Genomic DNA, 25,854 nt, shown 5'->3' with positions numbered 1-25,854 from the left:
CACTTTTGTCAGGACATTGTCACGCTTATGACAGAGAGGAAAGGCCAGAATTCACGTTGAATTCATTCATCAATGCGAAGCTGATTAGATGTCCCCTAAAACGAAGCCGTACCATTCCGTTGTGCTCGCAATACTGGCCGAAAGCGGTGTCAGCAGCATTCTTGACGCGCCTTGCGGCCATGGATGGCTCGGGCATGCGCTTCAAAGCGTAAAGCCCGAGGTTCATTTGGACGGTGTCGGCCTATGGGAATTCCCCGAAGACGTTCCCATTTATCAGTCGGTCAAGGAACATGATCTTGACGAGCCTCTTCCGGATTTGGGGAAAAAATACGATGCCGTCGTCTGCGGCGAGGCCATTCATTTGGTGACGAATCCTGGCCTATTGATCAAGGGTTTTCGTGATGTCTTGAACCCAGGGGGAAAGCTGATTATCACCACGCCCAATACCTGGTTTTCGCGCTCACGTGGGCAGTTCCTGCTCAGGGGGTTCCATTCCGGCTTTAGCCCAATGATCGGGAAGCAGCGCGGTGACTACATCACTTATTTCCCATTTTCGTTCCCGCAATTGCATCTGCTGCTGCAGCGTTATGGGTTCGAAAACATAACCCTCCACGATGTCGATGAACCCAAGCCCAAGCACGCGTTGGAACATGTGTTGGCTTGGCCCGGCCGGATGTACTGCCGTCGACGCGCCGCGAATGCGGCAAACACCGCCGAGGCGATCTATTGGCGCCAGGCGGCAAGTGCTCAATCTCTTCATGGCCGGTGGTTGGTTATGTCTGCGATGTCGCCTCAACGGTTGGGCGAAGGGCGGGGGTAGATCACTCGGTACCAAGGCGACGGGAAAACAGCAAATTTATGATCGCATGCGTCGCAATTGCGCGGGAGGATACCCATAGCGCGCGCGCATTGTCCTGCTGAAATGCGACTCATCGGCAAAGCCCGCACGGAATCCGATGTCAGCGATGATGAATGCGTCGAACTGTGGCGAGAGCAGCAGTCGATACGCGACATCGCTTCTGGCTGCGATCAGCAGGGTACCGAAGGTTTCCTTGCCCGCCGATAATACCCTGTGCAATGTACGCGGGGAGATTCTGGCGTCGGCGGCGACTTGTGCCGCCGTCAGACCCGGTTCCGTGCAGCGTTGGCGTAGCGATTCGACGATTCTGTTACGCAAGTCCTCGTGTGTCGACTTTTTTATCACGCTGTCTTCAGCGCCACCAGGGACCGCCAACGTAATAAGCGCGCCGAGGTGATCTTCGAGGACAGCGACAGGCAAGGGCAGTTGAGCCTCATCGAGATGAATCAATTGATCAACGTAGGCGGACAGAACCCGTCCCCAGCCGTTGTCGCCCTCTAGTCTCATTCCCACGGCTCGGTCTGGGTCCGGCAACCATTTCCGGACGACATCGGGAGGAATTGAAATCGTGTGGTTGCGAAATGCATCGGGCAATTGCGACGCATATTCAAGCTCGGTATCGATGAGAACAAGATCTGTGCTATTGAGCTTGATCCGCTGCTCCTTGCACTGAAAGTCCCAGCCCGTGCGTCCCGACACCAGATGAAAAGCCCTGTCGCCACTGGCCTTGATGTTTTGCGATGTCCGGGCTGACTGTTTGGCTGAACCACCGATCGATGCGATACGCAAACGGCCCAACTGGGTCATTTGCATGTCGGTTATGAAATCGCGTGGATCATCACAATAGGTTGTCACGCAGATGAGGTTCTTTCTCACCATCTCGACATATTGATCGAAACGATGGTGAATCGGAATTTCATCCGTATTCCAACGAAAAATAGGGGCTGTTTCGTCGCTAGGCATAGAAGCTCGACCGATGATGGCGCTTTCAGTCATAGGGATGGCGCGCTCAGCCATTGTTTCTGACTGACTGTGAATACATCATATTACCTGCTCGGTCGGTAGCTTCCATGGGGACGGGTAGCGTGTTCGACGTTGATTCCGCGTTGCTCTTTTTGCGACACAGTTCAACACGAGATGGCTCTACCTCATCACGCAGGAAACCGCACAATACCGCGCTCCAAACGCCGCTTCACAGACGTTTTTTCTGGGAATGCAATCCCATTTACTCATCACAGCAGAGCATTATGACAAGCGAAACGATCCGCAATCCCCAGACAGACCAGCTTCTGACGCCCGAGAATTCGGCACTCATCGTTATCGACTACCAGCCGATCCAAGTGTCATCGATCCGCTCGATGCCGCGTGATGAGTTGGTGTTCAACATCACGGGCGTTGCCAAAGCGGCCCTCAACTACAACCTGCCGATTATCCATTCGACAGTCAACGTGGCGACCGGTCGCAACAAGCCGCCGATCCAAGAGTTGCAAGACGTGCTCGGCCACTTGCCGACCTATGACCGCACCTCGATCAACAGTTGGGAGGACACCGAGTTCAAGGAAGCGGTCAAGGCGATCGGGCGACGCAAACTCATCATGACCGCGCTCTGGACCGAAGCATGCCTGACGTTCCCCGCGTTGGACGCGATCCAAGAGGGTTTTGAGGTCTATGTGCCAGTGGATGCGGTTGGCGGCACGTCGTCCGCCGCACACGAGGCCGCGCTGCGCCGAATCGAGCAGGCCGGGGGCAAGCTCATCAGTCGCGTTCAGATGTACTGCGAGCTCCAACGCGACTGGGCACGAGAGGCGACTGTCCCCGGTTTCATGGACGTCTTTGAGAGCGCCGACGGCTTCAACCCCGAGAAAGCCAATGAAGCGGCAAAAAGGTCAGCGAAAGGCTGATTTCCGATGATGATGATGGTGGCGGCGATTGTGAATATCGCCGCCACCAATCCTACAAAGAGAAAACACGAATGAGCGAACTATTCATTGTCGTGAGCCTCAAGGCCAAGGCTGGCAAAGAGGACGAGCTACGCCGCGATCTATCCGTGGTCGCCGAGGCGTCGCGTAGGGAGGAGGGCAGTATCCGCTATGAGCTGCTCGGGGACCAGGACGAACCTGGACGATTCGTGTTTGTGGAGGAATGGTCGTCCCTCGAGACGCGCACCCGACATCACGAGCATAGTCCGCACGTCCAGTACTTCCATGCCAATGGCATGAACAACGTCGAGAAAGCGGAGTTCGCGCATCTGTTGAAACGCGTCGTGTGATCCCATTGACCCCATCGACACGCGTGCATCGAACGAAGACACCATCGTGAAAGCAGCGATTTACACAACAGGCGATCCCAATTCACCCTGTATGCGGTAGATTCAATAAACAAAATAGAGGGTGCTGCACAGCGCCACAATGCCGACCAGTGCTAGAACAAAAATCGTCCCTGAACCGAAGCTGCGTAGGGGAATAGGCCTGCCCGAGTACAGGTAATGGGGCAACAGGATGCAGATTCACGAGGCGGTCGCCAGCACCTCTTGCATCTCTTTCGCCTTTTGATCCGCGCAGCGTCGCAGCGCTTGCACAAATTGTTCAGTGGCAGGGCTGCGGCGCTTTCCTTTGGGAAACACCATACCGTAATGCAGTTTGGTGATCGGACGGAATGGCTTGATGACAATGTCCAAATGCCGCTGCGCGAGGGCGGCCATGGGCTCTGCGAGCGCAATGCCGCAACCCATTGCCGCCAATTGGATCGCGGTGGTGCTGAATGACACCTCCAAGTCGCTGTTGGCGCTGGCATTGGTCGCCTCAAACGAGGCCAAACAGCGCTGCTCCAGAATGCTGCGACGGCCTAGACTGATGTAGGACTCTTTCTGAACGTCTTTCGGCTCGATCTGGGCACGACCCGCGTAGGGATGATCGGGGTGCATCACGGCTACGATTTCACTCTGGCAGAATAGCTCGGTCTCGATGGCTGGATGTTCAAGTGGGAGCTGCACCAAAGCGACATCAAATTGCTGCTGAGCCAGCCACCACTGCAGTTCCGCGGGCATACGAGCGGTCAGCGCGGCTGAAAAATCGGGCGTTTGCAGGCGGCAATGCCCTAGTGCTTCGGCCGCCATTCCGTCAATGATGTGGTTGGCGGCGATGATACGCACACGATCTCGCCGACCGTGGCGCATGTCTTCCGCGAAGTCGTGCACGGCATCCTGAGCACGTAGTAGCCCGTATACCCGCTGATAAAGTGCCTGGCCGTCTTCCGTTAATTCCAGCCGCCGACCGACTTTGGTAAAGATTTCAAAGCCTGCGTCTTCTTCCAGTTGACTCAGGAGTCGACTGACCTGAGGTTGCGTACGGTTTAGACGCAAGGCGGCTTGCGCGATGCTGCCTCCTTCGACAAAGGCGTGAAGGGCCTCGAACGCGCGGTAATTCATGTCGAAATTCCAATGTCATTACTTGCGTTTTTCACAAGTATTCGGCCAAATTAAGAAATTGAATTATATGTTGGTCCGCCCCAAAATTTCGGTCTGAGACGCGCCGTCGGTGCACGATTGAAATGTAGGAGTGGTAACGCAGTGACTGAGGAACCGATTGTTGTCTGGGGCGGCGGCGCCATTGGCGGTGTCGTGGCGGCAAAGCTGGCCGACGCAGGTAAAGCTGTATTGCTGGTAGATGTAGTGCCGGCGCACGTGCAGACCGTGCGAGCCAATGGGTTGGAGATTATCGGCCCAGACGGCAATAGCGCGTTTTCTCGCATGGACGCTTGTTTACCCACCGAAATCCAGGGGCAGTACGGACGTATCCTGCTTTCGGTCAAAGGCCAGCATACCGAGCAGGCGGTCACCATGTTGCGCCCGCATCTGCGCAGCGACGGCTGGGTGCTGGCGCTGCAGAATGGCCTGACAGAATCCATCATTGCGAAGCTGGTGGGCGCGGAGCGCACCATGGGCGCATTGGTCAATTTCGCCTCGGATTATGTTGGCCCCGGGCGGATTCAGTTTGGTGGGGTAGGGTGTATTCGCGTCGGCGAACTGGACGGCCGCGACACGGCTCGCTCTCGTGAGGCGGAGTCCCTGGTACGGCTGGTCGATCCAGAATCGAGCTGGACAGCGCAACTGCTGGGCTATAAGTGGAGCAAGGTGGCCATCGGCGCGCTGTTGTTCACGACGGCGCTATCGAATGACACCATTGTCGAGCAGTTGGGCAACCGCAAGTATTTGCCGCTGTGGCGTGCGCTATGCCAAGAGGTCGTGCGGGTGGCCTATGCGAGCGGTGTAAAGCCTGTCCCGTTTGATGGATTTGCACCCGAGGCATTTTCATCAGAGGCGAGCGTCGCGGATGCGTGCCTACAGATGCAGCACATCGTGGATCACTGCCGCCGCTGGGTGGGAAAACCACGTAGCGGCGTATGGCGTGACTTGGCAGTGCGCAAGCGCCGCACGGAGGTCGATCCCCAGATCACCGACATCGTCGCTCATGGTCAGGCATCCAATATTCAAACGCCGACGGTCGCGCGCATGATCGCGATGATTCGCGAGATGGAAGCCGGGACTCGCGACTTTGGTCTCGCCAATCTCGACGAACTCATGGAGGGTATCCAGTGAAACAGAATTCCTATCAGGGGCAGCACGTCCTGTTAACGGGGGGCAATGGTCACTTCGGCCAAGAGCTGGCGAACGCTTTTCTGCACGCGGGTGCTGTCATCACGAGTGTCGACCGTGGGCCATCCGAACGGTCAGACGCGGGTATTCATCCTGTGGTACTGGACGTCACTGATGAAACCGCTGTGCAGCAATTGATCTCGAGCTGGACAGACGAGGAGTTGCCGCGCGTGTTGGTGAATAACGCAGGAATCTTCCCGTTCGTGGACATTCTGGATGCGTCGGCCGAATTGTGTCATCGCATCCTGGCGGTGAATGTCCTGGGGCCTTTGGCGTTGACGCAGGCGTTGGCCAAACGCTGGATCGCTGCGGGCATTTCAGGAGCAGTGGTCAATGTCAGCTCAGCGTCGGCAGAGGTCGCACGGACCAACGGCGCGATCTATGGGCCATCGAAGGCCGCGCTCGAGCAAATGACTCGTATCTTGGCATTGAAGCTGGCACCACATGGGATTCGCGTCAACGCCGTGCGCCCCGGATTGGCTCAGGGTCAGAATAGCCCTGAGCTGCCGCCGGAACATCTGAAATCGCTCTCTGCGGCGATTCCATTGGGCCGCATGATTGCTCCGGGTGAACTGAGCAACGCCGTGCTGTTTCTTGCGGGCGACGCGGCATCGTTTACAACGGGCCAGATACTGTCCGTGGACGGCGGCGGCGGCATCAATCGACGCGCCCAGATCTAATCCTCTAGGAGTCAACCTATGAACAACACACCGCCCAGCGTGAGCATGCACGAGGACCGTCGCATTTCCTTTCCAACCTATCAGTGGCCGGAGGGCAAGCGTAGTGCGGTCGCCTTTACGCTCGATCTGGATGCGGAATCGCCGTATTTCTGGGTCACGCGTCAGCAGCAGGCAGAGTCGCTCGGAGAGCTGGAACAGCGTCGCTACGGTCCTAGGCAAGGGGTCGCACGGATTCTGGCATTGTTAGACAAGTGGAATATCAAAGGGGCTTTCTACGTACCCGGCGTGGTGGCGGCGACCTACCCCGATTTGCTTCCCACGTTATTGGCGGCAGGGCATGAGGTCGGTTACCACGGCTATTTTCACGAGCGGCTAGACACGCTAGACGATGCGCTGTTGGATGACTATCTGCAACGCAGCATTGACGTGTTTCGAGCGCAGACGGGCGAGGCTATTCGAGGCTATCGTGCACCGTCCTTTGAACATTCACCGAAAAGCCTGGCTGCCCTGGCGCGCGCAGGAATCGCCTATGACAGTTCGTTAATGGGGTTCGATCATCCGTACACGATCAATGGCCTCGTGCAGGTACCGGTCACATGGACGATCGACGATGCGTTGTACTTTCGCTATACCAATAGCCCTCGCGACAAGACGCACCCTGCAAATCCCAATGCTGTCCTGGAAACCTGGATCGAGGAGTTCGAGGGCGTACGAGAATGGGGCGGGCTCTGCATGATTACGGTCCACGACTGGATCTCGGGCCGACCACAACGACTGCGCCTGCTGGACAAGTTCTTTGCCCATCTCTCGGCGGCGAAAGACGTCTGGTGGGCGACGCCCATGCAGATAGCCGACTATCACCGCTCGTCTATCAACGCGGGGCTCTTTGATGTGAGCGCGCATGTGGGGCGTTTTGCCCCCAGCGTGACTAAATAACCAATAAAAGGGGAATCCATGAACCAAAATCGTCGCGCCTTTTGTGCGCAATTAGCCAGCGTGCCGTTGCTGTCAGCGGTTGGCGCCGGCGTAATCGCGCCCTGGCGTGGTGCGCAAGCCGCCTCTACTTATCCTAATAAACCTATGTCCATTATTGTTCCATTCGCACCGGGCGGTAATACGGACATCATTGCGCGGATGATCGGAACGACGCTGTCCAAGCAGCTTGACGCCAATCTCGTGATTGAGAATAAAGCCGGGGCAGGGGGCAATATCGGGGCTGCTGCGGTCGCCCGGGCTAGACCAGATGGATACACGCTGCTCTACAGCACGGCGAGCTCGTTCGCCATCAACCCGCACGTTTATTCGAGCTTGCCCTTCGATCCTCGCACGGCGTTCGAGCCGCTGGCGGTCACGATCCAAGTCCCGGTGGTGCTGGTCGTTACTGCCGAATCTGGCATCAAGACGCTTGACGAGTTGGCGGCGCATTTGCGCGAAAATCCTGACACCGCAGCCTATGGATCTAGTGGCACGGGGACATCTAGCCACATCGCATGCCACGTACTGGCGCAAAAGCTAGGTGTACCCAAAGCTGTGCACGTGCCCTACAAACAAGGGCCTCAAGTCCTGACGGATCTGGTAGGGAAGCAGTTGACCTATGCTTTCGATGCGTGGTCGGTGGTTGGGCCGCAAGTCAGGTCGGGGCGTCTTGTGGCACTGGCCGTGTCCAGCAAGGAACGTCTAAAGGCCGCGCCGGATGTCCCGACGATCGACGAATTGTTGAATACGGATTTCGGCGTCGTGACATGGAATGCCTATGTTGCTCCCAGCGGCTTGCCGACGGAAATCGCGGCACAGTTGCGAGAGGCTATCCAGGCGGCACTCAAGGATCCGACCATTAACGCGCGCCTCGAAAACGAGGGCGTTCCCGCCTACGCGCCCATGACGGCCGAAGAGACGCGTACCTTCTTTGCGAACGAGTATGAAAAGTGGGGCGAATTGGTAAAGCTGGTCGGGGCCACGAGAGTCTCGTAAGCATTCGCCGTATGCGCAGCCCAGACTTCGATAAACCGGATCGCAAGAGCAAGGCTGCGATCCGGTGTCGACGCTATGGTTTAAGCCAATGCGATGTCGGGTGAAGCAGGCAGTGAACGCAGGTATTGCTGGGGAATCTGCAGTTTTCCGTTCAAGACCTGAGCGGCTCGCCACGCCCAATGGGGTTCAAACAGCATTTGGCGTGCGAGCGCGATCATATCGGCGCTGCCTTCTTTAAGTATCTGCTCTGCTTGGTCTGGTTCGGTGATCATGCCCACAACAATGACCGGTGCGGTGACGGCTTTCTTGATCCGCGCGGCGAAGGGAACTTGGTATCCGGGGCGGACGGCAATTTTCTGTGCAGCAGATAGCCCACCACTTGAAATGTCAAAGAAGTCGCAGCCGATGGACTGCAGTCGCTGGCACAGGGCCTCTGTTTCGTCCTCGTTCCAACCACCGTCGACCCAGTCGGTGGCCGACACGCGTACGCCCAGAGGGAAATCGGTTGGAAGCGCTTGTCGTACCGCGTCAAAGACTTCCAGCGGAAATCTCATCCGATTTTCCAGCGACCCGCCGTAGTTGTCCTGTCGCTGATTAGCAAGAGGAGATAAGAACTGATGCAGCAGATATCCGTGAGCCATGTGGATCTCGATGAGATCAATGCCTGCCGCCACTGCGCGATGGGCGGCTTGGACAAAGGCGTTTCGCACGTCTGCGATGTCGTCAGCCGTCATCGCGACAGGCAGCACCGTATCGGACGGTCTGGAAGCGATCGCACTAGGCGCCAACGTGTCCCAACCGCCTTGTGCGTCGGATAGCCGCGCGCCGCCATGAAAAGGCGCCTGTGTAGAACCCTTGCGCCCCGCATGGGACAACTGAATGCCCAGGGCGCCGGTCGAAAAGGTTCTAGTGGCTTCGATCGTAGCGGTCAGGGCGCGGTGTTGATCGTCGCCCCAAATGCCCAGACATCCCGGGCTGATCCTACCGTCCTTGGTGACGGCCGTGGCCTCGATCATGACCAGGCCCGCGCCATTGCTGCCGAGCATGCCGAGATGCATGCGATGCCAATCACCGGCACAGCCGTCGATGGCAGAGTATTGACACATCGGCGCAACGGTAATTCTATTGGCCAGCGTTAGCCGGTTGATGGAGATGGGCTGAAAGAGTAGGGGGGTGTCGCTGCTGAGGCGGTCTTGGGACATCGTTCCTTCCTGAAGGCAATAAGTCGTAGAGTTGTACTACGAATGATCCAAGGGTGAAGCACTGTCAGTCAATTTCCAAAATTCGTCATTCACTTGCATGTTAGGTAAGTTTTACCGCATTTGAGGGCTGCCAGTCGCGTAGCGACGGGCGTATCGGCGCTTGCCCCGCAATGCAGTCTAGAATGATTTACCCTCGAGCGTCCTTTTACAGAGTCTCACGTATGGCTTACACCGCGAATCCAACCGAACTTTCCGACTTGCACGCGTTTGATGAAGATCTGCGCGCGATCCGTCATCATATTCACCAGCATCCGGAGCTTGCCTTTAACGAGCAAGCAACGGCGTCGTTCGTGGCAGACAAGCTAAAGGACTGGGGATACGAGGTCACTACCGGGATCGGGCAGACCGGCGTGGTGGGCTCGTTGCGGGTGGGCGCTGGCCGGCGCAGCATTGGTATTCGTGCCGACATGGATGCGTTACCCATCCTGGAGGAAACCGGTCTCGACTACGCGAGCCAACATCAGGGCGTGATGCACGCCTGCGGTCATGATGGCCACACAACGATGTTGTTGGGTGCGGCCAGGCATTTGGCGCAGACCCGCCGCTTTGACGGCACCCTACATCTCATTTTCCAACCCGCAGAAGAGCGAGGATTTGATAGCGGCGCGACAGCCATGTTGGACGACGGCTTGTTCGAGAAATTTCCTTGCGACTATGTCTTTGCCATTCACAATCACCCTGGCATGCCCCTGGGCCAGATGCTGTTTCGCGAAGGGCCGTTCATGGCTGCGGGCGACCGAGTGTTCATTAAAGTGAAAGGCGTGGGCGGGCATGCGGCCAGGCCTCATCAGGCTGCCGACCCGCTGGTCGCCGCGGCGCACATCGTCGTAGCACTGCAGACCGTGGTGTCCCGGAATGTCGATCCTGACGAGGCCGCTGTCGTTACCGTCGGTCGGTTGCTGGCGGGGCAGGCGCTCAATGTCATCCCGGACTCTGCCGAGATCGGTATTAGCGTGCGGTCATTCAGCACAGAAGTCCGCGTGCTGCTAAAGAAACGCATTAATGAAATCGTCGAATCGACGGCGGCAGCCCATGGCGTCAGCGCCGACATCGATTACGTCGAAGGCTATCCCGTGTTGGTCAACGACGCGGCAGCAAATGAACTAGCCATCTCGGTCGCGCGCGAACTGCTGCCGGCCGATCAAGTCGTAGCTGAAACCAAGCGATTGATGGGCAGCGAGGATTTCGCCTACATGCTGCAGCGTTGCCCCGGCGCGCTCGTGCGTCTGGGCAACGGTCCCGCCACTGACGGTCGCGGGCTGCATAACCCCAAATACGATTTCAATGACAACAATCTGGTCATCGGGGCCGCCTATTGGAGCCGTTTGGTGGAAACCTATTTGGCGTGTTCAGAGAAAGCGTAGATCGTCGTGCGTCAATGGCGTCCGGCTTACCGACGGTACGCAACGAACTTCAGCCAGGGCGCCGCGTGAAATACGCTCATGAGCAAATACATCAGACCCATGCCGCTAATAGGCGAGGCATCGCCGCCACCCAGACACGTCATCGGCTGCGCCTCGCCGCCCAGCGCAAACGTCAACCCCGCCATGAGCGCAAAGATCGGGGCGGCGGCCAGGTGTAACCAACGGACCGCTCCCAGCGCAGCCTCGCGCACGCCCTTTGCACGGCGCGCGTTCGTCCATTCGTCTTGGCTGATCCCGCTCATTGTTTCGCTTCAGTGGCGAGGTCGGCGTGGCAACACGCCGATTTGACGGTATCGAGCAACTCCGCGACCGTACCATTGGACGGGGTCGTTTTCGCCGACTCCATTTGATAGCGATCATGATGCCGCACCCACTCCATTTTGTTCTCGACCCCCTCTCGTTCATCGCGTCCCTTGGGTGTGATGTCCAGCAGGTTATACGTGCCCATCATGATCTCCACGCCGCGGGTATAGCAGGAGTACGTATGGAAAACTTCGCCTGTGTCGCTTTTTAGAAAGGCACTGATTCCCGGCCATTCCTCGGACGCATAGGGCCAATCGCCATAGTTGTACTGCAGCGTTCCTCGTGCGACGTCTTCCGGCGAAAAACTCACGCCGAAATCGTAATTAAACGGGCTGCCATGGGATGACACCCAGTTAAATTTCCATCCCATGCGTTCACGAAAACGTTCGATATCCGCCAGCGGCGCACGCGAAATCGCGACAAATGTCACATCACGCTGCGCCAGATGCGCCGTCATCCCGTCACTATGGTCGGCCATATAGGAACAACTCCGGCAGCCTTGCTCCCACCCGGGCGCGAACATAAAGTGTTGGACAATCAGCTGATGGCGGCCGTCAAATAACTCTATCAGCCGGCGGGGGCCTTTACTGGTATTGAAAACATAGTCCTTCTCGACACGGACCCAGGGCAGGGTACGCCGTTCGGCCGCGAGCTGATCGCGTAGACGCGTCAGTTCTTTTTCGTGCGCCAGCAAGGCTTTACGTTCGGCAATCCATTCCTCTCGGGAAACAATGCGATGGTCGCCGGCATTGATTTTGGCGCTTTCGACCTGATTGGCTGTGATCTCATTCATGGTTTGATTCCTCGTTCGCTTATTGACAAACTGCGCTGCATCATCGACCGTCAGGGCAGGGCTGGATACCATATTCGCACCAGGCCTTGACACCATGGGAGTGACAAATGTGACGGGAATCCAATGGACGCGTTGATCCGGGCGGCGGCGCAAGCCCTAGCCAAAGGCGATGTCCTTGATGCGCTCAAGCACGTCGCACTGCGTGACGAACCGGCAGCCCTGGCGCTACGCGGCATCGCCATGGCGCAACTGGGCGAGCTCAGCCGCGCCAAGGTGTTGCTCAAGCGCGCCGCGACGGCATTTGGTCAGACCGACGAGGTCGCCCGCGCGCGTTGCGTTGTCGCCGAGGCCGAGATCGCGTTGGTCTCGCGCGACCTGAACTGGCCCGCCCAGACGCTAGACGCCGCGTGCGCGACGCTCGAAATGCATGGCGACCTCATGAACGCCGCTCATGCGCGCAATCTCGCTGCCCGTCGCCTGTTGTTGATCGGCCGGGTGGACGAGGCGGCGCAGGCGCTTTCCGGCGTGGATCCCACCCGGCTTGCGCCTGCGTTGCGCGCCGCAGTCGAGTTGACGATGGCGGGCATCGCCATCCGTCGCCTGGACACGGCCGCCGCGCGTTCGGCGTTTGCCCATGCAACCGAAGCCGCCCGGCGGGCGGATATCCCCGCACTGACAGCAGAGGTTGAGAGCGCGACCGGCATTCTGGACCAGCCCGCCGCACGCGCGATCACTTGCGGCGCGGAGCGTGTCGTTTTACTCGACGAAGTCGAATCACTCCTGACATCAGGGGCGCTCGTCATCGATGCATGCCGCGGCCTCGTACGCGGCGATGACACGACAGTTCGGCTGGCCAAACGTCCAGTCTTGTTCACCCTGGTGCGCTGTCTAGGCGAAGCATCCCCGAGCGACGTACCCAGAGAAACCCTAATGCTGCGGGCATTTCGGGCAAAACACAGCGATGAATCACACCGCGCGCGATTGCGCGTGGAAATAGGGCGCTTGCGCGTGGCGCTAGGTGATGTAGCCAAAGTACGCGCGACCAAACGAGGCTTTGTTCTGGCGCCTCGCGACGGACAAGCCGTGGTGGTCTTGGCACCGCTCGTCGACGAGCGAAACGTCGCCATTTTGGCGCTACTCGCCGACGGCGAGGCGTGGTCGAGCTCGGCCCTGGCGATCGCGCTTGGTATGAGCGCGCGCACCGTACAGCGGGCGCTTGAACCGCTACGCGCCGAGGGCAAAGTCCAAGCCTACGGAGACGGCCGAGCGCGCCGCTGGACGGTTGCCTCCGTGCCAGGATTCCCGACAGCCTTGTTACTCCCCGATTTGTTACACGATGGGTAGACTATGTTGGTCAGAATCTAATCAACCAGCGCGGCTCATGGGGCAGCTGTTACCTGAGCGGGCGGAATCCGGAGCCACAGATGAAACATTCCAACGCAGAAATTATCCGCGAATACGGTCCCTTCGAGGGCGCAGGCGAAGTCCATGGGGTCACCTACGACGGGCAACATGTCTGGTTCGCCTCGGGAGACAAACTCAATGCGTTCGATCCCGACACGGGCACGATGCTGCGTCAGGTCGATGTCAAAGGAGACGCGGGGACGGCATTCGATGGCAAGCATCTCTTTCAGATCACCGGCGACCAGATTCACAAAATCGACGTAGCGACCGGTGATGTGCTCGCCACGATTCCATCACCGGGGGGCAGGGGCAACAATTCGGGGTTAGCCTGGGCCGAAGGCACGCTCTGGGTCGGCCAATATCGCGATCGGAAAATTTATCAGATTGATCCGGACACGGGAAAAATCCTGCGAACCATTGAATCCAGGCGTGTCGTCACCGGGGTAACGTGGGTTCACGGCCAGCTCTGGCACGGAACGTGGGAAGGCGAAGAAAGTGACCTGAGACGCATCGATCCGGAAACAGGCGAGACTCTCGAAACGATAGAGATGCCGGTTGGCACAGGTGTGTCCGGCCTGGAGACCGACGGACATGGCCAGTTGTTTTGCGGTGGCGGCGCTAGCGGTAAATTGCGTGTGGTGCGTTTGCGTGAGTAGCCAGCATCCCGAGTCACCCAGATAGACGCTAAGCAAGCTTTGTCGCTGCTATTGAGAGCCAAAGCATTGCTTGGCCGATTTCGCGGGCCGATACAAACTATACGAAGTTTGATGCAGTGCATTATGGGCCGTCGATCCTACGCTGCAAGGCAGATTCAACCTTGCGGCAACCACGCATGGATATAAGCGTTCACTGCATCTTTCGTTGAAAAGTGATGATGCCGATAGTAGAGGATTCGTTTTAACAGGCTCGCGAATTCTCTTTATGGCAACGCGTTCGGATTATGACAGCGCTTGGAAAGACGCATTGGCCGTGTACTTTCCCGAGTTTTTGCAAATGTTGCGCCCCCAGACGCACGCACGGATTGATTGGACACATCCACCGAAATTTCTAGACAAAGAGCTGCAGGCGTTGATCCGTAGCTCGGCACGAGGGCGATTGCTCGTTGACAAGCTGGTAGCGGTTCGGCTACAGGATGGCCAGGATGCGTTGCTGCTGATTCACGTCGAGATTCAGACGAAATGCGACCCTGATTTTGCGATGCGTATGCTGGATTATCACGTACGGCTGAAAGCGAATTATCCTGGCAGTCGATTGCTGGATCTAGCAGTACTGACGGGACGTAGCCGTCGCGGCCTGGATTACGGCTGTTTAGGCGCTGATTTGATGTCCTATACATACGAAGAAGAGGATTGCGGGCTGACTTTCAAGTTTCCCGTGATGCATTTGGAATGGTGGCGTCCGCGTATAGTTGAACTGAGTGGCTTGGCGTCGAGTAACCCGTTTGCCGTGGTGGTAATGGCGCAGTTGGAGGCGACCAGTAGAACGCATCCCGAGGAACGATTGGCCCGCAAAGTCGAGTTGGTCAGGCATTTTGAGCAATGGGGAATCAAGCGCGATAATAGACGAATGCTATTTCGAGTAATCGACGCGATGATGTCTTTACCCCAGCATTTAGAGCGGGCATTTGCGACCGCTCTAAAGAAAATTGAACAGGAACATGAAATGACTTATGTGACTAGCGTCGAACGCGTGGAGCTGCGGCGCGCGAAAGACAAAGGACGAAAGAAGGGGCGAGAGGAGGGCAGAGAGGAGGGCAGAGAGGAGGGCCAACTCAGAGGCATTGCTAAATCCTTGACAGAATTGACAGTACTCAAGTTCGGCGTGCTTCCTGATTGGGCAAAGGCGCGTATGGAGCAGGCAGACGAGGCCACGTTGAATCAATGGCTATTACGCATCCTGGATGCCAAGCGTGTCGAAGACGTGTTTGTTTGATCCGGGAAGAGGCTGCGCTATAGTCACTCACATGCTGGCTGGTGGCGATCATCGCCAGCTGATGGATAGTGAAGCGCAACGTCAAAGGTGTCGTCATGTCCCACCGCATCATCGCAGCCAGCACTCTGTGCGCGGCCGCCTCTGTCTTCATTGCCATGCCCCAGGCCGTCGCCCACCACGGCTGGTCATGGGCCGACGCCGAGCAAATCAAGCTTGAGGGCACGATTAAGCAAGTGCAGGTCGCGCCGCCGCACCCTTGGCTGGATGTCGAAACGCAGGACGGTCTGTGGCGGGTAGAGCTGGGCAATCCCAACCAGACCAGCCGTGCCGGATTTGATGAGTCTTCCGCCAAACCGGGCGATACGATTACCGCGACAGGTAACCGCGCCCAGGACCATGCGGAAAAACGCATGAAAGCCGTGCAAATCACCGTAGGTGACAAAACCTACGATATCTATCCGGACCGCATTAAAAAATAATGCTCGACTGGATTGCTGGCTGGCCTCTGGCCGGTTTGCTGCGGCATTCCGGCACCGCCTATTTGCTGGTCAACGCAGGACACATCGCGTCAATTGGTCTGCTTTTTGGTGCTATCACGGCGCTGGATTTGCGCTTGCTGGGAGCCGCACGCGCCTTGCCGCTGGCGGCGGCAGGGCCATATCTGTCGCGCCTGGCGGCTGTGGGACTCATACTGGCGCTGCTAACGGGGGCGTGCCTGTTCGCCGTGAACCCTCAGGACTACCTGGATAACCCTGCGTTTCTCACCAAACTGGGATTGCTGGCCTTAGGCGTTGTTAATGTCCTGTGGCTGCACTGTCGGGGCCAGTGGAACAGAGCCTTGCAAGGCGAGTCGACACCAACAAGAATCAAGCTGCACGCGGCGATGTCGCTGCTTCTCTGGCTGGGCGCCATCGTGGCGGGACGTTGGATCGGTTTTTTATAGTGCCCCTGGGTCGTGCGCCTTTCTGTCTGGCTTCCGGCATCGAAAGTGACCTATACGAATCCCGCCGCCGAGGCTCTGTCCTCTGCTGACCGGGCGCTGGCACTGCGGGTTATTCCCGTGCAATGCGCTCGTCTTGTAGACGTGTTCCAATCGACACGTTTAACTTTCATTTGCCTGAATATCCCGACCATGACTGCACCTTTTCTGCTCGCTGACTGCAAAGCCATTGCTTTCGACCTGGACGGCACGTTGCTCGATACGATGCAAGACATTCGCGCATCCGTCAGTGTGGCGCTACGCGATTGTGGCTACGGCGAATTGCCCGAGGACTATCGCATGCCCAATCTGCATGGGGCATTTCCCGCCGTGCTGGTGGCCGTCATGCAGGACCGGAACGTACCGTTGTCCGTGTTGGATGCGGTGATAAAGGCCTATGCGAAGCATTATGCGCACTTGGCTCACCGCAATTCGCAACCGTATCCTGGTGTGGTGGACTTCCTAGAGGATTGCCAATCCCGGGGGGTGAAACTGGCCGTTTGCACCAATAAATTGCACGCCTCGGCGCTAAAGGCACTGGAGCAAAAAGGCCTGATGCCGTATTTTTCGGTTGTGTTGGGCAGTGATTCGGTCAGCCGGCCCAAGCCTGACGCCGAGCCATTACTGAAGGCCTTTGAGGCGATGGGCGTGGCCCCCGCGCAGGGCGCGTACGTCGGCGACACGCACGTGGATGCGATCAGCGCCCACAACGCCGGCGTGCCGTTCGTGTGGTTCCGGGCAGGTTATGGTGGCGAGTTGGTGCACGAGCATCCTCAGGCCTTGGCGTTTGATGATTATGCCGAGTTGCTAACCGTGCACGACGCAACGTTCAGTTCTTGATACCGGGCCATGACGACGCATTAGCGGATCATTTCATATGGCCACAGGGGGGCAGCCTGATACTTTAAATAACCGCATAATGTGTATTATGTAAAGTAATGGATTGACGTTCACCAGCCTTGCCAACCTGACCGGTTCTGTTGGGCACCCTGCGTCGCTGGCATGGCCAGGATTCAGCCCGCCCGCTCCGCGGGACTATGGGGGCACTAAAAATGCACTAATCGCCCCAGCGATTCACCCAATTGAGCGGCGCCTGCCCAGAGAATACGCGCGCGATTTCCTCGCTGGCTTTGCGTCGCAGGTCCTCAACGGATTGCTCCGAATACCAACCGGTGTGGTCGCTGACGACGACATTATCGAGAGAAAAGAACGGATTGTCAGTGCCTGGAGGTTCATGTTCAAAAACGTCCAGGCCGGCACCGAAAATCCGGTTGTCATGCAACGCGCTTGCCAATGCCACGCTATCAACGAGGCCGCCGCGAGACGTATTGATGAGAATGGCGGTCGGCTTCATACGGGAAACAAACTCAGCGTCCACGATGCGGTGCGTATCGGGCGTAAGCGGCGCATGCACCGACACGACGTCTGACTCGGCCGCTAGACGCGTCAGGTCAACCTGCTCGGCACCCTCTGGGATTGCCTGCAAATACGGATCGAAAATCAAGCATCGCCCGTAACCGAGACCTTGGGCCTTGCGATGCAAGGCGCGGGCAATGCGGCCGTAGCCGATCAATCCCAGGGTTCCACCGCGCATGCGATACATCGGCTCTGTGCGCGCTACGTTCCAGGCCCCCTGCCGCACGGCGTTGTCGCGCGTCACGATGCGACGCGCGACGGCGAAAAGCAACGCCAGCGCATGGTCGCTAACCTCTTCTACCCCGTAATCTGGCACGTTGGCCACATAGACGCCACAAGCTGCGGCATGAACGCGATCGATATTGTCTACCCCCACGCCGTAGCGCACGATGGCACGACAATTCGGCATGGCGTCTATCGCGACGGCGTCGACGGGGCTTTCGCGCACTAAGACCGCATCCGCGTTCACCACCGCCCGACGAACGACGTCGGCAGAACCTCTACAGGGCATCTCGATAACCTGTGCGCCAAACGACGCCAGCGTACGTGCTTCGACATCGGTCCCACCATATCCTTCGTCCAGGATGACAACGCGCGGGGACGTCGATAGAGGCTGCTTCGCGACGGTATTCATGACACGCATCAACTATTGCCCTTTCGCTTCTTTAACCGCCTGTAGCAGTCCGTCGACCCATTTTTCGCCCGCGGACTTTTTGAGTTGCGATACGACAGTGGGCTGAGCAGCCGAGCGGAATTGTTCTATTTCTGCAGCAGTGGGGACATAAACTTCCATGCCAACGCCTGTGAGCACCTTTTGTGCAGAGAGGTCCTGTGCACGCGTCATATCCCGGTGTATGTCGCGAGCTGGGATCACGCAATCGTCAATTGCCTTTTTCTCGGTGTCGGTCAGCGACTGGTAAAAAGTGTCGCTGACCAGATAGGCATGCAGGCTATATACGTGTCCGTCCAGGGTCGCATATTTCTGGCTCTGATAAAGGCTGCCCGCCATGATGTTGGTGACGCTGTTTTCCTGCCCATCTACCGTACCCTGTGAAAGCGCGGCCGGTAGTTCGCCCCAATCTATCGCAGAGGCGCTCCCCCCTAATGCCTCTATCATGGTCAAAAAGACAGGTGCCGGCTGTACGCGGATTTTTAATCCCTTGAGGTCTGCGGGGGTCTTGATCGGGTGCTTGCTGTTGGTGAAATGGCGGATGCCATTGTCTGCATAGGCCAGTAACCGTATCCCGGTTTGTTTCAGCATCTCATCGGCGAAATCCTTTCCAAATTTGCCGTCCAGCACTTTGTAGGCGGTCGCATGGTCGGGAAACAAATACGGTATCGCAAAGACATCGAACGGACGATAAACGCTCGATATGCCCCCGTCGTGCGAGACGACCATTTCGACAGTGCCGAATTTCAGTCCCTCTAACGCGTTGGTCGCGCTGCCTAACTGCCCTGCCGGAAAGATTTGTACCGTGACGGAGCCACTGGTGGCTTGCTCCATACACGCCTTGAACTTCAGCGCGGCCGCATGCATGGGTTGGTCTTCGCGAGCGGGCTGGAAATGCGCGTACTTCATTACCTTTGGGGCGGCCATCGCCGGCGCGCTGCCTAGCGAGAGAACGGTCGACGCAGCCAGTAGAAACTTTCCGAACATATGTCTCTTCTCCATTTTTTGTCCTTCATTTGTGCGCGAAGTCAGTGGGTGTATCCGGCAAGATTAGGCAACCAAGTGCTCAGCCCTGGGAATAGAACAATTAATGCGAAAACGATCAGCTCCACGATCAACATGGGCATGATGGCGCGCGCCAGTGTGAACAATGGCAGCTTCGTAATGACCGAGACGACGAACAGCACGCCCCCTACTGGCGGCGTGATCATCCCTATCGTTAGATTCAGAATGACGACCATGGCGAAATGCAGTGGATCGATGCCAGCGGCCTGGGCGACGGGCGCCAAGATCGGTACCAGAATAATGACTGCGGGTAGCGTATCGAGGAACAAGCCGCAGGCGAGCAAGAACAATGACACTGCGATCAGCAAACCCAAAGGTGGCAGGCCCAAGCCCACAATCGCCTGGCTCACCGACTGTGGAATCTGCAGCACGGTCAGCATGTAGGCAAACACGGTCGCCATCGAGATGACAAGCAAGACAACCGAGGACATCAACGCCGTTGTCACGAGGATCCGTGGAATCTGTTTCACTGTTAGCGTGCCGATAATGAAGCGCCCCACGATGAACGCATACACAGCAGCCACGGCGGCGGCCTCGGTAGGGGTAAACAGGCCGCCATGGATGCCGCCGAGAATAATGATCGGCATCAGCGCGGCTGGGAGTACTTTCCATGATGACAACAGAAAGATTCCCCACGAGGGACGCGGCAGCGGGAAGGTGAAGTTTTCGCGCTTGGCGATCCACCAATTCAGAATGAGCAACGACGCGCCGAGCATTATCCCCGGCACGATGCCGGCCATGAACAAGCCCATGACGCTGACGCTGTTATCCGTCAACGCATAAATCACCATGATGATAGATGGTGGAATGATGGGTGCGATGATGGCGCCAGCCGCGGTCAACCCGGCTGCGTAGCTCAGTGGATAGCCTGCTTGTCGCATCATCCGAATCACGACGGACCCGGGGCCGGCAGCGTCGGCCAGCGCCGACCCGCTGAGACCCGCCATGAAAATCGCCATGCCGACGTTGGCGTAGCCTAGCCCGCCACGTACGTTACCAATCAATTGGCAGGCGAACTTGACCAGCAGATCGGTCAGGCGCCCGCCTGTCATCAATTCCGCAGCCAAGATAAAAAACGGAATGGCCATCATGGGAAAGCTGTCCAGACCGCTGAACAGTCGCTGTGCAACCAACATGGGAGACGTCGTGCCGCCCCATAGCAGGGCGGCGAGCCCTGCCCCACCCATCGACATGGCCACCGGCACGCCGGCCACGAGCGTGGCAGCAAAGACCAATACCAGTATTGCAGTCATGGCCGACCACCTTCTGGCGCGGTCATCAGCGGCACGGGGCCGTCTACCGTCTCGTCTGGGGTCTCCGAATCAAACTGACGGGTGACGTAGCGGCGAAATCCGAACAACAGGTGCACGGTCGACAGCACACAGCCCACCGGCACAGCGAGATAAACCAGGCCCAGTGGCAGACTCATGACGGCTGAGGATTGCATCATGGTCCTGCTTGAGTACGCGAATCCGTACCAGGCGATGGTCAACAGAAACGCCAAAATGGCCATTGCTACGGCAACCCGTAGCGCGTGCATTGCGCGCTTGGGCAGTGCGTCCTGCAAGAGCTCGACCGCGACATGAGAGCCGTTGCGTAACGCTAAGCCGGCTCCCAGATACACGCACCAGATCATCATGTAGCGAGTGAGCTCTTCGACCCAGGACAGCGAAGAGCCGCCCAAGTAACGTAGCACCACGTTGGCAAACACCAGCAGAGTCATCCCTAGCACTAGCGTGCCAAGGATGAATTTATTCAGCCAGATTAAAGCGCTATCGATTCGCGCAAGCATGCAAGTGTCTCCTCCAGACGGACCTTATCGTCGGGACGACCACTATGCAGTGCCAAACCAGGCATTGCGCCGATAGCCGCCTATACCGTCTTGATTTTTTAATGTTTTCCCTTACGGGAAATGTCTTCCTCTCCTGATGCCAAACTGCTACCTTAGGCATCAATGAGATTAGAATAGCATTTTGGCCGGCGTTGTAAAGGGTGTGCGATGGGATCAACGGAGCATTCGTCGTCGAGGATGAAAACAACTATGCAGAACGCAAAAGGCGTCAACCGTATCGCGCGTCCCAAGCTGCTCGTCGATGAAGTCATACGTGCGATTCGCGGGATGATCGTCGAGGGGCGCGTGCTACCGGGCGAACGGCTGTCGGAAAATGCCCTGGCCAATGAACTAGGGGTTTCCACTACCCCCGTGCGAGAAGCGATTGCCTTGCTCAGAAAGGAAGGCCTGGTCACGGTTCAACCCCAGTCGGGGACTTACGTTTTTGAGCTGCAACCAGGAGAGTTGGAGCAGCTTTGTGAACTACGTTTCGCGTTGGAGCCGGCTGCGATTCAATTGGCGTTGGACGATCCGCAATCGGGATTGGCAGCCAGCCTGGCCACTATCGTGAAAAAGATGGAGACGGCCCATTCGGAGAATCGCGTGCAGGACTATCTGGCGCTCGACACAGAGTTCCACGAGACGATTATCGCGGCGGCAAACAATCCCTATATCACCAGCGCCTATGCACTCATTAGTGCCAAGATGGCCGCATTGCGCAATCGTTTGGGGCGAGATCCCCATCACATGAAAAAATCGAAACGCGAACACATCGAGATCGCCAATGCCATTCGGGAACGTGATCTGAGTAAAGCGACACGCGTGCTGGTGAGTCATATCGCCCGCAAGGAAGGCTCGTATTGGGAGCATCTAGATCCCGATAATCCGCAGCGGCTATTGAACTTTACCGATACTCGGTAATGTCATAAAGAGTTCGATGACACCGGGCGGATGAAGCCGTCCCCGTACTATGACCGGATCGTCGAGGTCGTGGAGGAATTGATGAAGTTCACCTTGCTCACACGCAATATCGAGCCGTATTTGTTGGACCGTTATAGCGAGCGTAACGGAACCCCCAATGAGCTCTCAAAGCGACTGAATCAACAATCCATCTGAGCACTCGATTTATAGCGATACGGCAACGCACGCAGTTGATCGACAATGGGTCAACGATGCTGATCGCGGATTCGGCATCAGGCCACGAGATGCCGACCAAAGAATGTCAACGTGCGGTCCCAAGCCTGCTGTGCCCATATCGGATCGTATTGCGTGGTCGGCAAACGATTTGGCCCGGTCGCGTCCTCGTTGGCAAATCCATGCAGCGCGAGGTACCGATAGAACTTGAATGCCGTACCTGCATCAACGAGACGCTTTTCTAATTCATCGACAACGTTGATGTCAAAATGCGGATCCTGCGTCGCCCAGTGGCCTTGCAGCGGCGTCGCGATGTTCGCCACGTCGAGGTAGTCCAGAGGCGGAAACCCATAGAACGTGACGGCGGCGTCCAGATCCGGGTTGTTTGCCGCGGTCAGCAGCGTCAGCGCTCCGCCCATGCAGAATCCGACGCAGCCAACCTTCGCCGAGCGTGACTTCAAGAATTGAATGGCTCCACGGATGTCCTCGTTGGATGCGTCAGCGAAATCGAGTCCGTTCATGAGGTGGCTCGCCTCTTCTTGTTCGACAGTCGACTGTCCCCGGTAAAGGTCCGGCACCAGGACAAGGTAGCCCGCTTGCGCAAGACGATCCGCGACACCACGGATTTGCCCGTTCAGCCCCCACCATTCCTGGATCACGACGATTGCGGCCGTACTTGGCCCTGCGGCGGGTTCGGCCAGGTAGCCCTGAAGCGTTTGCCCGTCTGGACGTTTGAATTCGATCATAGTTCCCATCAATGACTCCTCTTGAGAAATTCGATGTCGGCTCACCCCAAACGGATACGCATAACAGCGGCACTGCGCGTATGACAAGCCAGTGCCCAGGGGGCCAACCACAGCATAATCAGTATCCCATCATATCGTGCGCGAGATGCCCAGGCGCGACGCGGTCTCCTGGTGCGGCAGCCCTTCTTGCACCTGGCACATCAGGAACGCTTGACGGCAATCCGCGTGACGTTCAAGCATAGGAAACCATGTCAATCCGCACGCCTTCCCACAACGATATCCGTTTTTAGTCTAGGATCAACGCCACACGAAGTTGAACGGAGTCACCATGACAGCAGATAAAGTTGCCCTTGTCATTGCCGGTGGTAGCGGGATGGGCGTACGCCTGCCCTGCTCTTCTATGTAGACTCCATGCGCATACAGCTCCTTTCCGATCTTCATCTTGAGCAACACCCTGACTTCCAACCCAGAGCCGCAAGCAATGTGGATGTACTGGTCCTGGCAGGAGACATCGGCTCATACCAATCCGGCTCAAGGCTGGTCGATGACGACTTCGGCCTCGCGCGGTTTTCACCGCTGAAACCCGGCGCTCCCTGGCCAACGGTCCTTTATGTTCCCGGCAATCATGAATTTGACTCATTGGAGTACGAGGTGGCGTACCGGCGGTTGCAGGATGTGTGTGCCCGCCTGGGGATCACGTGGTTGGAACGGCAGACCGTCACGTTGGGTACGGTTCGGTTTGTTGGCACCACGTTGTGGAGTGACTTCGAAGCACTTGCCCGGATTGAGCCCAATCTCACGAAGCAGATGCGGCAAAGGGATAAGGCCTATCGAGCTGCCAACTTCTACCTGCGCAAGAACACCACCCTCCGTCAAGGCGAGCCGATGCTCGCCCAAACCATTCGGGACCTGTTTCAGGAATGTCAGGAATGGTTGCGTGATGCGCTGGCCACACCCTTTGATGGGACAACCGTCGCTGTGACGCATTTCGCGCCAACGCTGCGAAGCGCCGATCCCCGCTATGGGCTGACGCCAGGAACGGCGGGCTTCTGCAATGACCTGGACGATTTGCTACCCCACGCGCAGGTGTGGATGCACGGTCATCTGCATTGCATCAACGACTATACGGTGCACGGCGTCGCGCAAGGGCAGGATTTTGCATGCAGGATCGTCGCGAACCCACTGGGGTACGACAGCAAAGGCGAGCAAGAAACCTTCCGCGAAGGATTCGTGGTGGAAGTGGCTTCTTGAAGGCCCCTCTTCTTCCAGTACGTAACCCTCGTGTTCCAGCACTTGACTGACCACTTTGAAGGCGCCTAAGCCGCTGGCTGTCGTTCGTCCGATTGTCGAGTGGTAGCTTGCGAATCGCCAACAATCTGTTTGTCAGACAATATGCTTGACGGATTAAAAACTTGAGCACAATAATGCCGCAAAGCGCCGGGCTGGCTGCCGTGCGCCCACACCCACAAAAGCCAGGAGACAAGCATGGAAAAACAATCCAAACAGGTCGTACGCCACGGGCGTCGGGAATTTGTTGCGGGACTGGGCACAGTCGCGCTGGCGGCTTCCCTACCCGCTCGCGTACTCGCCGCCCCGGCGGAGCTCAATGTCGGCGTTATCTTGCCGCTGTCTGGCGCCAATGCGCAATTCGGCATCAATTCGCGCCAGGGGCTGGAATTGGCCGCCGACGAGATCAACGCTGCGGGGGGCATCAAGTCGCTGGGCGGCGCCAAACTCAAGCTGATCATCGCGGACGCCACCTCGCAACCGACGACGGCTGCCACGGTGGCACAACGACTGATTACGCAAAATCGCTGCGTGGCCATCATCGGGGCTTATGCGTCGTCGCTGACGCTCGCTGTCTCTGAGGTGACCGAACGCCGCGGCATCCCCTTGCTTACCATGTCGTTCTCGGACGTGCTGACCGAACGTGGCTTCAAACATATCTTCCAGGTGGTGTCCAAGGGCTCCGTGCTGGGCAAGGCGCAATACAACTACGCGGCCTCGGTCGTGGCGGGCGCATCTGACATCAAGAAGATAGCGCTGCTGTACGAGGATACGGCCTACGGGACCTCGCAGGCCGTGGGTGTGCGCAACGCCGCCAAGGCCGCGGGGGCCCAGATCGTGCTGGATGAAGCTTATCCGCTGGGTATCACCGACGTCACGCCGCTGATCAGCAAGCTACGCGGCTCGGACGCGCAGATCGTATTCCCGATCTCGTATCTGAACGACAGCTTGCTGATTATCCGTGTGATGCGTCAGCAGAAGTTGACCGTACCCGTGGTGGGCGGCGCGGCGGGCTATGTGATTCCCGACTTTGCCAAGGCACTGGGCCAGTATGCCGAAGCCGTGCTGTCAATCGCGCCGGCCAATTACGACCAGGCGCCGGAATATACCGAACGCTACCGCAAACGTTTTGGCACCTTCATGCCGCACGAGGCGCTAGAGCACGCCGTCTGCCTGGGCGTGCTGGCCCAGGCCCTTGAAGTCGCAGCATCGGATAAACCCGAGGCGGTAACCACGGCGCTACGCGCGCAGAAGTACGACCAGGGCTGGTCTAGTGTGATGTCCGGCGGCGGCGTGCATTTCGACGCCAGTGGCCTGAACACTTTGGCTCAGCCCATCATGGTCCAGTGGCAGAACAACGAACTGGTCTCGGTGTGGCCGAAGGCGCTGGCCAAGGGCCCCGTCATCACCGCTAGCTGAGCGTGCCACGCGTGCGATACGGAGG

Annotated in this window: 27 protein-coding genes and 1 pseudogene; 18 read left to right on the top strand and 10 right to left on the bottom strand. The window is 57.7% G+C overall.

Translation table 11 applies throughout. The features are described 5' to 3' along the window. Positions 1-88: 88 nt before the first annotated feature. Positions 89-820, top strand: coding sequence for a class I SAM-dependent methyltransferase (locus tag ACNAZS_RS00760; RefSeq protein ID WP_415785163.1), 732 nt, complete (start codon positions 89-91; stop codon positions 818-820). A gap of 36 nt (positions 821-856) precedes the next feature. Here the strand turns inward: ACNAZS_RS00760 and ACNAZS_RS00755 are convergent, their stop codons facing one another. Further along, positions 857-1,738 (bottom strand): helix-turn-helix domain-containing protein, encoded by an 882-nt coding sequence (locus tag ACNAZS_RS00755; protein WP_415786993.1) that lies wholly within the window; start codon positions 1,736-1,738, stop codon positions 857-859. Between the two features lie 368 nt (positions 1,739-2,106). Between ACNAZS_RS00755 and ACNAZS_RS00750 the strand changes: the two genes are divergently transcribed. Together ACNAZS_RS00750 and ACNAZS_RS00745 are read left to right on the top strand one after the other, a co-directional pair. Beyond that, entirely contained in the window at positions 2,107-2,760 is a 654-nt protein-coding gene (locus tag ACNAZS_RS00750) for a hydrolase (protein ID WP_415785161.1), read from the top strand. Between the two features lie 71 nt (positions 2,761-2,831). Then, positions 2,832-3,128 carry a putative quinol monooxygenase gene (locus ACNAZS_RS00745; protein ID WP_415785159.1) on the top strand — a complete coding sequence of 99 codons (297 nt, stop codon included), beginning with the start codon at positions 2,832-2,834 and terminating at the stop codon, positions 3,126-3,128. A 237-nt stretch (positions 3,129-3,365) separates the two neighbouring features. Here the strand turns inward: ACNAZS_RS00745 and ACNAZS_RS00740 are convergent, their stop codons facing one another. Beyond that, on the bottom strand, positions 3,366-4,286 hold the full coding sequence (locus ACNAZS_RS00740) for a LysR family transcriptional regulator (protein WP_415785157.1): 921 nt from the start codon (positions 4,284-4,286) through the stop codon (positions 3,366-3,368). 141 nt (positions 4,287-4,427) lie between these two features. Between ACNAZS_RS00740 and ACNAZS_RS00735 the strand changes: the two genes are divergently transcribed. Genes ACNAZS_RS00735 through ACNAZS_RS00720 form a run of 4 tightly spaced genes read left to right on the top strand, consistent with a single transcriptional unit; the run spans position 4,428 to position 8,164 of the window. Then, a complete protein-coding gene (locus ACNAZS_RS00735; protein ID WP_415785155.1) occupies positions 4,428-5,456 on the top strand; it encodes a ketopantoate reductase family protein in 1,029 nt (342 codons plus the stop codon). Then, entirely contained in the window at positions 5,453-6,193 is a 741-nt protein-coding gene (locus tag ACNAZS_RS00730; protein ID WP_415785153.1) for an SDR family NAD(P)-dependent oxidoreductase, read from the top strand. The genes ACNAZS_RS00735 and ACNAZS_RS00730 overlap by 4 nt, the downstream gene beginning before the upstream one ends. A gap of 18 nt (positions 6,194-6,211) precedes the next feature. Beyond that, positions 6,212-7,129, top strand: coding sequence for a polysaccharide deacetylase family protein (locus ACNAZS_RS00725; RefSeq protein WP_415785151.1), 918 nt, complete (start codon positions 6,212-6,214; stop codon positions 7,127-7,129). An 18-nt stretch (positions 7,130-7,147) separates the two neighbouring features. Continuing rightward, entirely contained in the window at positions 7,148-8,164 is a 1,017-nt protein-coding gene (locus ACNAZS_RS00720) for a Bug family tripartite tricarboxylate transporter substrate binding protein (protein WP_415785149.1), read from the top strand. Positions 8,165-8,244: 80 nt separating this feature from the next. Here ACNAZS_RS00720 and ACNAZS_RS00715 read toward each other — a convergent pair whose 3' ends face one another. Further along, complete coding sequence (locus ACNAZS_RS00715; protein WP_415785147.1) at positions 8,245-9,366, bottom strand: NADH:flavin oxidoreductase/NADH oxidase; 1,122 nt, start codon at positions 9,364-9,366, stop codon at positions 8,245-8,247. 221 nt (positions 9,367-9,587) lie between these two features. Between ACNAZS_RS00715 and ACNAZS_RS00710 the strand changes: the two genes are divergently transcribed. Then, positions 9,588-10,790: a M20 aminoacylase family protein gene (locus ACNAZS_RS00710; protein ID WP_415785145.1), complete on the top strand. Its 1,203-nt coding sequence runs from the start codon at positions 9,588-9,590 to the stop codon at positions 10,788-10,790. Positions 10,791-10,816: 26 nt separating this feature from the next. On the opposite strand, the gene ACNAZS_RS00705 is transcribed toward ACNAZS_RS00710, so the two are convergent. After that, a complete protein-coding gene (locus tag ACNAZS_RS00705; protein ID WP_415785143.1) occupies positions 10,817-11,092 on the bottom strand; it encodes a hypothetical protein in 276 nt (91 codons plus the stop codon). Further along, positions 11,089-11,946 carry a DUF899 domain-containing protein gene (locus ACNAZS_RS00700; protein WP_415785141.1) on the bottom strand — a complete coding sequence of 286 codons (858 nt, stop codon included), beginning with the start codon at positions 11,944-11,946 and terminating at the stop codon, positions 11,089-11,091. The genes ACNAZS_RS00705 and ACNAZS_RS00700 overlap by 4 nt, the downstream gene beginning before the upstream one ends. 123 nt (positions 11,947-12,069) lie before the next feature. On the opposite strand from ACNAZS_RS00700, the gene ACNAZS_RS00695 reads away from it, so the two are divergent. From ACNAZS_RS00695 to ACNAZS_RS00670, 6 genes are all read left to right on the top strand, one after another. After that, a complete protein-coding gene (locus tag ACNAZS_RS00695; RefSeq protein WP_415785139.1) occupies positions 12,070-13,290 on the top strand; it encodes a helix-turn-helix domain-containing protein in 1,221 nt (406 codons plus the stop codon). 80 nt (positions 13,291-13,370) lie between these two features. Beyond that, positions 13,371-14,006 carry a Vgb family protein gene (locus ACNAZS_RS00690; protein ID WP_415785137.1) on the top strand — a complete coding sequence of 212 codons (636 nt, stop codon included), beginning with the start codon at positions 13,371-13,373 and terminating at the stop codon, positions 14,004-14,006. A 205-nt stretch (positions 14,007-14,211) separates the two neighbouring features. Continuing rightward, positions 14,212-15,282, top strand: a complete 1,071-nt coding sequence (locus ACNAZS_RS00685) for an RpnC/YadD family protein (RefSeq protein WP_415785135.1) — start codon at positions 14,212-14,214, stop codon at positions 15,280-15,282. Positions 15,283-15,377: 95 nt separating this feature from the next. After that, positions 15,378-15,761 (top strand): DUF6152 family protein, encoded by a 384-nt coding sequence (locus ACNAZS_RS00680; protein ID WP_415785133.1) that lies wholly within the window; start codon positions 15,378-15,380, stop codon positions 15,759-15,761. After that, positions 15,761-16,225, top strand: coding sequence for a DUF6644 family protein (locus ACNAZS_RS00675; protein ID WP_415785131.1), 465 nt, complete (start codon positions 15,761-15,763; stop codon positions 16,223-16,225). Before ACNAZS_RS00680 ends, ACNAZS_RS00675 begins: the two co-directional genes overlap by 1 nt. A 189-nt stretch (positions 16,226-16,414) precedes the next feature. After that, on the top strand, positions 16,415-17,101 hold the full coding sequence (locus ACNAZS_RS00670; protein WP_415785129.1) for an HAD family hydrolase: 687 nt from the start codon (positions 16,415-16,417) through the stop codon (positions 17,099-17,101). A gap of 217 nt (positions 17,102-17,318) precedes the next feature. Here the strand turns inward: ACNAZS_RS00670 and ACNAZS_RS00665 are convergent, their stop codons facing one another. The 4 genes from ACNAZS_RS00665 to ACNAZS_RS00650 all read right to left on the bottom strand — a co-directional run bounded on the left by ACNAZS_RS00665 (position 17,319) and on the right by ACNAZS_RS00650 (position 21,204). Continuing rightward, positions 17,319-18,311, bottom strand: coding sequence for a C-terminal binding protein (locus ACNAZS_RS00665; protein ID WP_415785127.1), 993 nt, complete (start codon positions 18,309-18,311; stop codon positions 17,319-17,321). Positions 18,312-18,323: 12 nt separating this feature from the next. Beyond that, positions 18,324-19,274, bottom strand: coding sequence for a DctP family TRAP transporter solute-binding subunit (locus tag ACNAZS_RS00660; RefSeq protein WP_415786991.1), 951 nt, complete (start codon positions 19,272-19,274; stop codon positions 18,324-18,326). Between the two features lie 101 nt (positions 19,275-19,375). Further along, positions 19,376-20,665 (bottom strand): TRAP transporter large permease, encoded by a 1,290-nt coding sequence (locus ACNAZS_RS00655; protein ID WP_415785125.1) that lies wholly within the window; start codon positions 20,663-20,665, stop codon positions 19,376-19,378. Then, positions 20,662-21,204 carry a TRAP transporter small permease gene (locus tag ACNAZS_RS00650; protein ID WP_415785123.1) on the bottom strand — a complete coding sequence of 181 codons (543 nt, stop codon included), beginning with the start codon at positions 21,202-21,204 and terminating at the stop codon, positions 20,662-20,664. Before ACNAZS_RS00650 ends, ACNAZS_RS00655 begins: the two co-directional genes overlap by 4 nt. A 249-nt stretch (positions 21,205-21,453) precedes the next feature. Here ACNAZS_RS00650 and ACNAZS_RS00645 point away from each other — a divergent pair, with 249 nt between their 5' ends. Further along, a complete protein-coding gene (locus tag ACNAZS_RS00645; RefSeq protein ID WP_415785121.1) occupies positions 21,454-22,164 on the top strand; it encodes a GntR family transcriptional regulator in 711 nt (236 codons plus the stop codon). Positions 22,165-22,173: 9 nt separating this feature from the next. Beyond that, a pseudogene (locus tag ACNAZS_RS00640) lies at positions 22,174-22,359 on the top strand (arsenical resistance protein ArsH); the annotation flags it as partial. Between the two features lie 77 nt (positions 22,360-22,436). Here the strand turns inward: ACNAZS_RS00640 and ACNAZS_RS00635 are convergent. Next, positions 22,437-23,123, bottom strand: a complete 687-nt coding sequence (locus ACNAZS_RS00635; protein ID WP_415786989.1) for a dienelactone hydrolase family protein — start codon at positions 23,121-23,123, stop codon at positions 22,437-22,439. A gap of 411 nt (positions 23,124-23,534) precedes the next feature. Here ACNAZS_RS00635 and ACNAZS_RS00630 point away from each other — a divergent pair, with 411 nt between their 5' ends. Both ACNAZS_RS00630 and ACNAZS_RS00625 read left to right on the top strand, forming a co-directional pair. Continuing rightward, positions 23,535-24,374, top strand: a complete 840-nt coding sequence (locus ACNAZS_RS00630) for a metallophosphoesterase (RefSeq protein ID WP_415785119.1) — start codon at positions 23,535-23,537, stop codon at positions 24,372-24,374. Positions 24,375-24,608: 234 nt separating this feature from the next. Then, the gene (locus ACNAZS_RS00625; RefSeq protein WP_415785117.1) at positions 24,609-25,829 is read left to right on the top strand and encodes an ABC transporter substrate-binding protein; all 1,221 of its coding nucleotides are present in this window, start codon (positions 24,609-24,611) and stop codon (positions 25,827-25,829) included. The last annotated feature ends 25 nt before the right edge of the window (positions 25,830-25,854 follow it).

The organism is Bordetella tumulicola, assembly GCF_965138755.1.
Classification (GTDB): Bacteria; Pseudomonadota; Gammaproteobacteria; order Burkholderiales; family Burkholderiaceae_B; genus Bordetella_A; species Bordetella_A tumulicola.
The sequence above is the reverse complement of the archived record's forward strand: the minus strand, read 5'-3'. Positions and strand labels throughout refer to the sequence as shown.

Coding starts and splice junctions, on each gene's coding strand:
- ACNAZS_RS00680 (WP_415785133.1), top strand. CDS start 15,378: ATGTCCCACCGCATCATCGCAGCCAGCACTCTGTGCGCGGCCGCCTCT.
- ACNAZS_RS00750 (WP_415785161.1), top strand. CDS start 2,107: ATGACAAGCGAAACGATCCGCAATCCCCAGACAGACCAGCTTCTGACG.
- ACNAZS_RS00755 (WP_415786993.1), bottom strand. CDS start 1,738: ATGGTGAGAAAGAACCTCATCTGCGTGACAACCTATTGTGATGATCCA.
- ACNAZS_RS00760 (WP_415785163.1), top strand. CDS start 89: ATGTCCCCTAAAACGAAGCCGTACCATTCCGTTGTGCTCGCAATACTG.
- ACNAZS_RS00695 (WP_415785139.1), top strand. CDS start 12,070: ATGGACGCGTTGATCCGGGCGGCGGCGCAAGCCCTAGCCAAAGGCGAT.
- ACNAZS_RS00635 (WP_415786989.1), bottom strand. CDS start 23,123: ATGATCGAATTCAAACGTCCAGACGGGCAAACGCTTCAGGGCTACCTG.
- ACNAZS_RS00660 (WP_415786991.1), bottom strand. CDS start 19,274: ATGGCCGCCCCAAAGGTAATGAAGTACGCGCATTTCCAGCCCGCTCGC.
- ACNAZS_RS00720 (WP_415785149.1), top strand. CDS start 7,148: ATGAACCAAAATCGTCGCGCCTTTTGTGCGCAATTAGCCAGCGTGCCG.
- ACNAZS_RS00700 (WP_415785141.1), bottom strand. CDS start 11,946: ATGAATGAGATCACAGCCAATCAGGTCGAAAGCGCCAAAATCAATGCC.
- ACNAZS_RS00690 (WP_415785137.1), top strand. CDS start 13,371: ATGAAACATTCCAACGCAGAAATTATCCGCGAATACGGTCCCTTCGAG.
- ACNAZS_RS00675 (WP_415785131.1), top strand. CDS start 15,761: ATGCTCGACTGGATTGCTGGCTGGCCTCTGGCCGGTTTGCTGCGGCAT.
- ACNAZS_RS00645 (WP_415785121.1), top strand. CDS start 21,454: ATGCAGAACGCAAAAGGCGTCAACCGTATCGCGCGTCCCAAGCTGCTC.
- ACNAZS_RS00705 (WP_415785143.1), bottom strand. CDS start 11,092: ATGAGCGGGATCAGCCAAGACGAATGGACGAACGCGCGCCGTGCAAAG.
- ACNAZS_RS00740 (WP_415785157.1), bottom strand. CDS start 4,286: ATGAATTACCGCGCGTTCGAGGCCCTTCACGCCTTTGTCGAAGGAGGC.
- ACNAZS_RS00665 (WP_415785127.1), bottom strand. CDS start 18,311: ATGAATACCGTCGCGAAGCAGCCTCTATCGACGTCCCCGCGCGTTGTC.
- ACNAZS_RS00745 (WP_415785159.1), top strand. CDS start 2,832: ATGAGCGAACTATTCATTGTCGTGAGCCTCAAGGCCAAGGCTGGCAAA.
- ACNAZS_RS00710 (WP_415785145.1), top strand. CDS start 9,588: ATGGCTTACACCGCGAATCCAACCGAACTTTCCGACTTGCACGCGTTT.
- ACNAZS_RS00655 (WP_415785125.1), bottom strand. CDS start 20,665: ATGACTGCAATACTGGTATTGGTCTTTGCTGCCACGCTCGTGGCCGGC.
- ACNAZS_RS00670 (WP_415785129.1), top strand. CDS start 16,415: ATGACTGCACCTTTTCTGCTCGCTGACTGCAAAGCCATTGCTTTCGAC.
- ACNAZS_RS00625 (WP_415785117.1), top strand. CDS start 24,609: ATGGAAAAACAATCCAAACAGGTCGTACGCCACGGGCGTCGGGAATTT.
- ACNAZS_RS00630 (WP_415785119.1), top strand. CDS start 23,535: ATGCGCATACAGCTCCTTTCCGATCTTCATCTTGAGCAACACCCTGAC.
- ACNAZS_RS00715 (WP_415785147.1), bottom strand. CDS start 9,366: ATGTCCCAAGACCGCCTCAGCAGCGACACCCCCCTACTCTTTCAGCCC.
- ACNAZS_RS00725 (WP_415785151.1), top strand. CDS start 6,212: ATGAACAACACACCGCCCAGCGTGAGCATGCACGAGGACCGTCGCATT.
- ACNAZS_RS00650 (WP_415785123.1), bottom strand. CDS start 21,204: ATGCTTGCGCGAATCGATAGCGCTTTAATCTGGCTGAATAAATTCATC.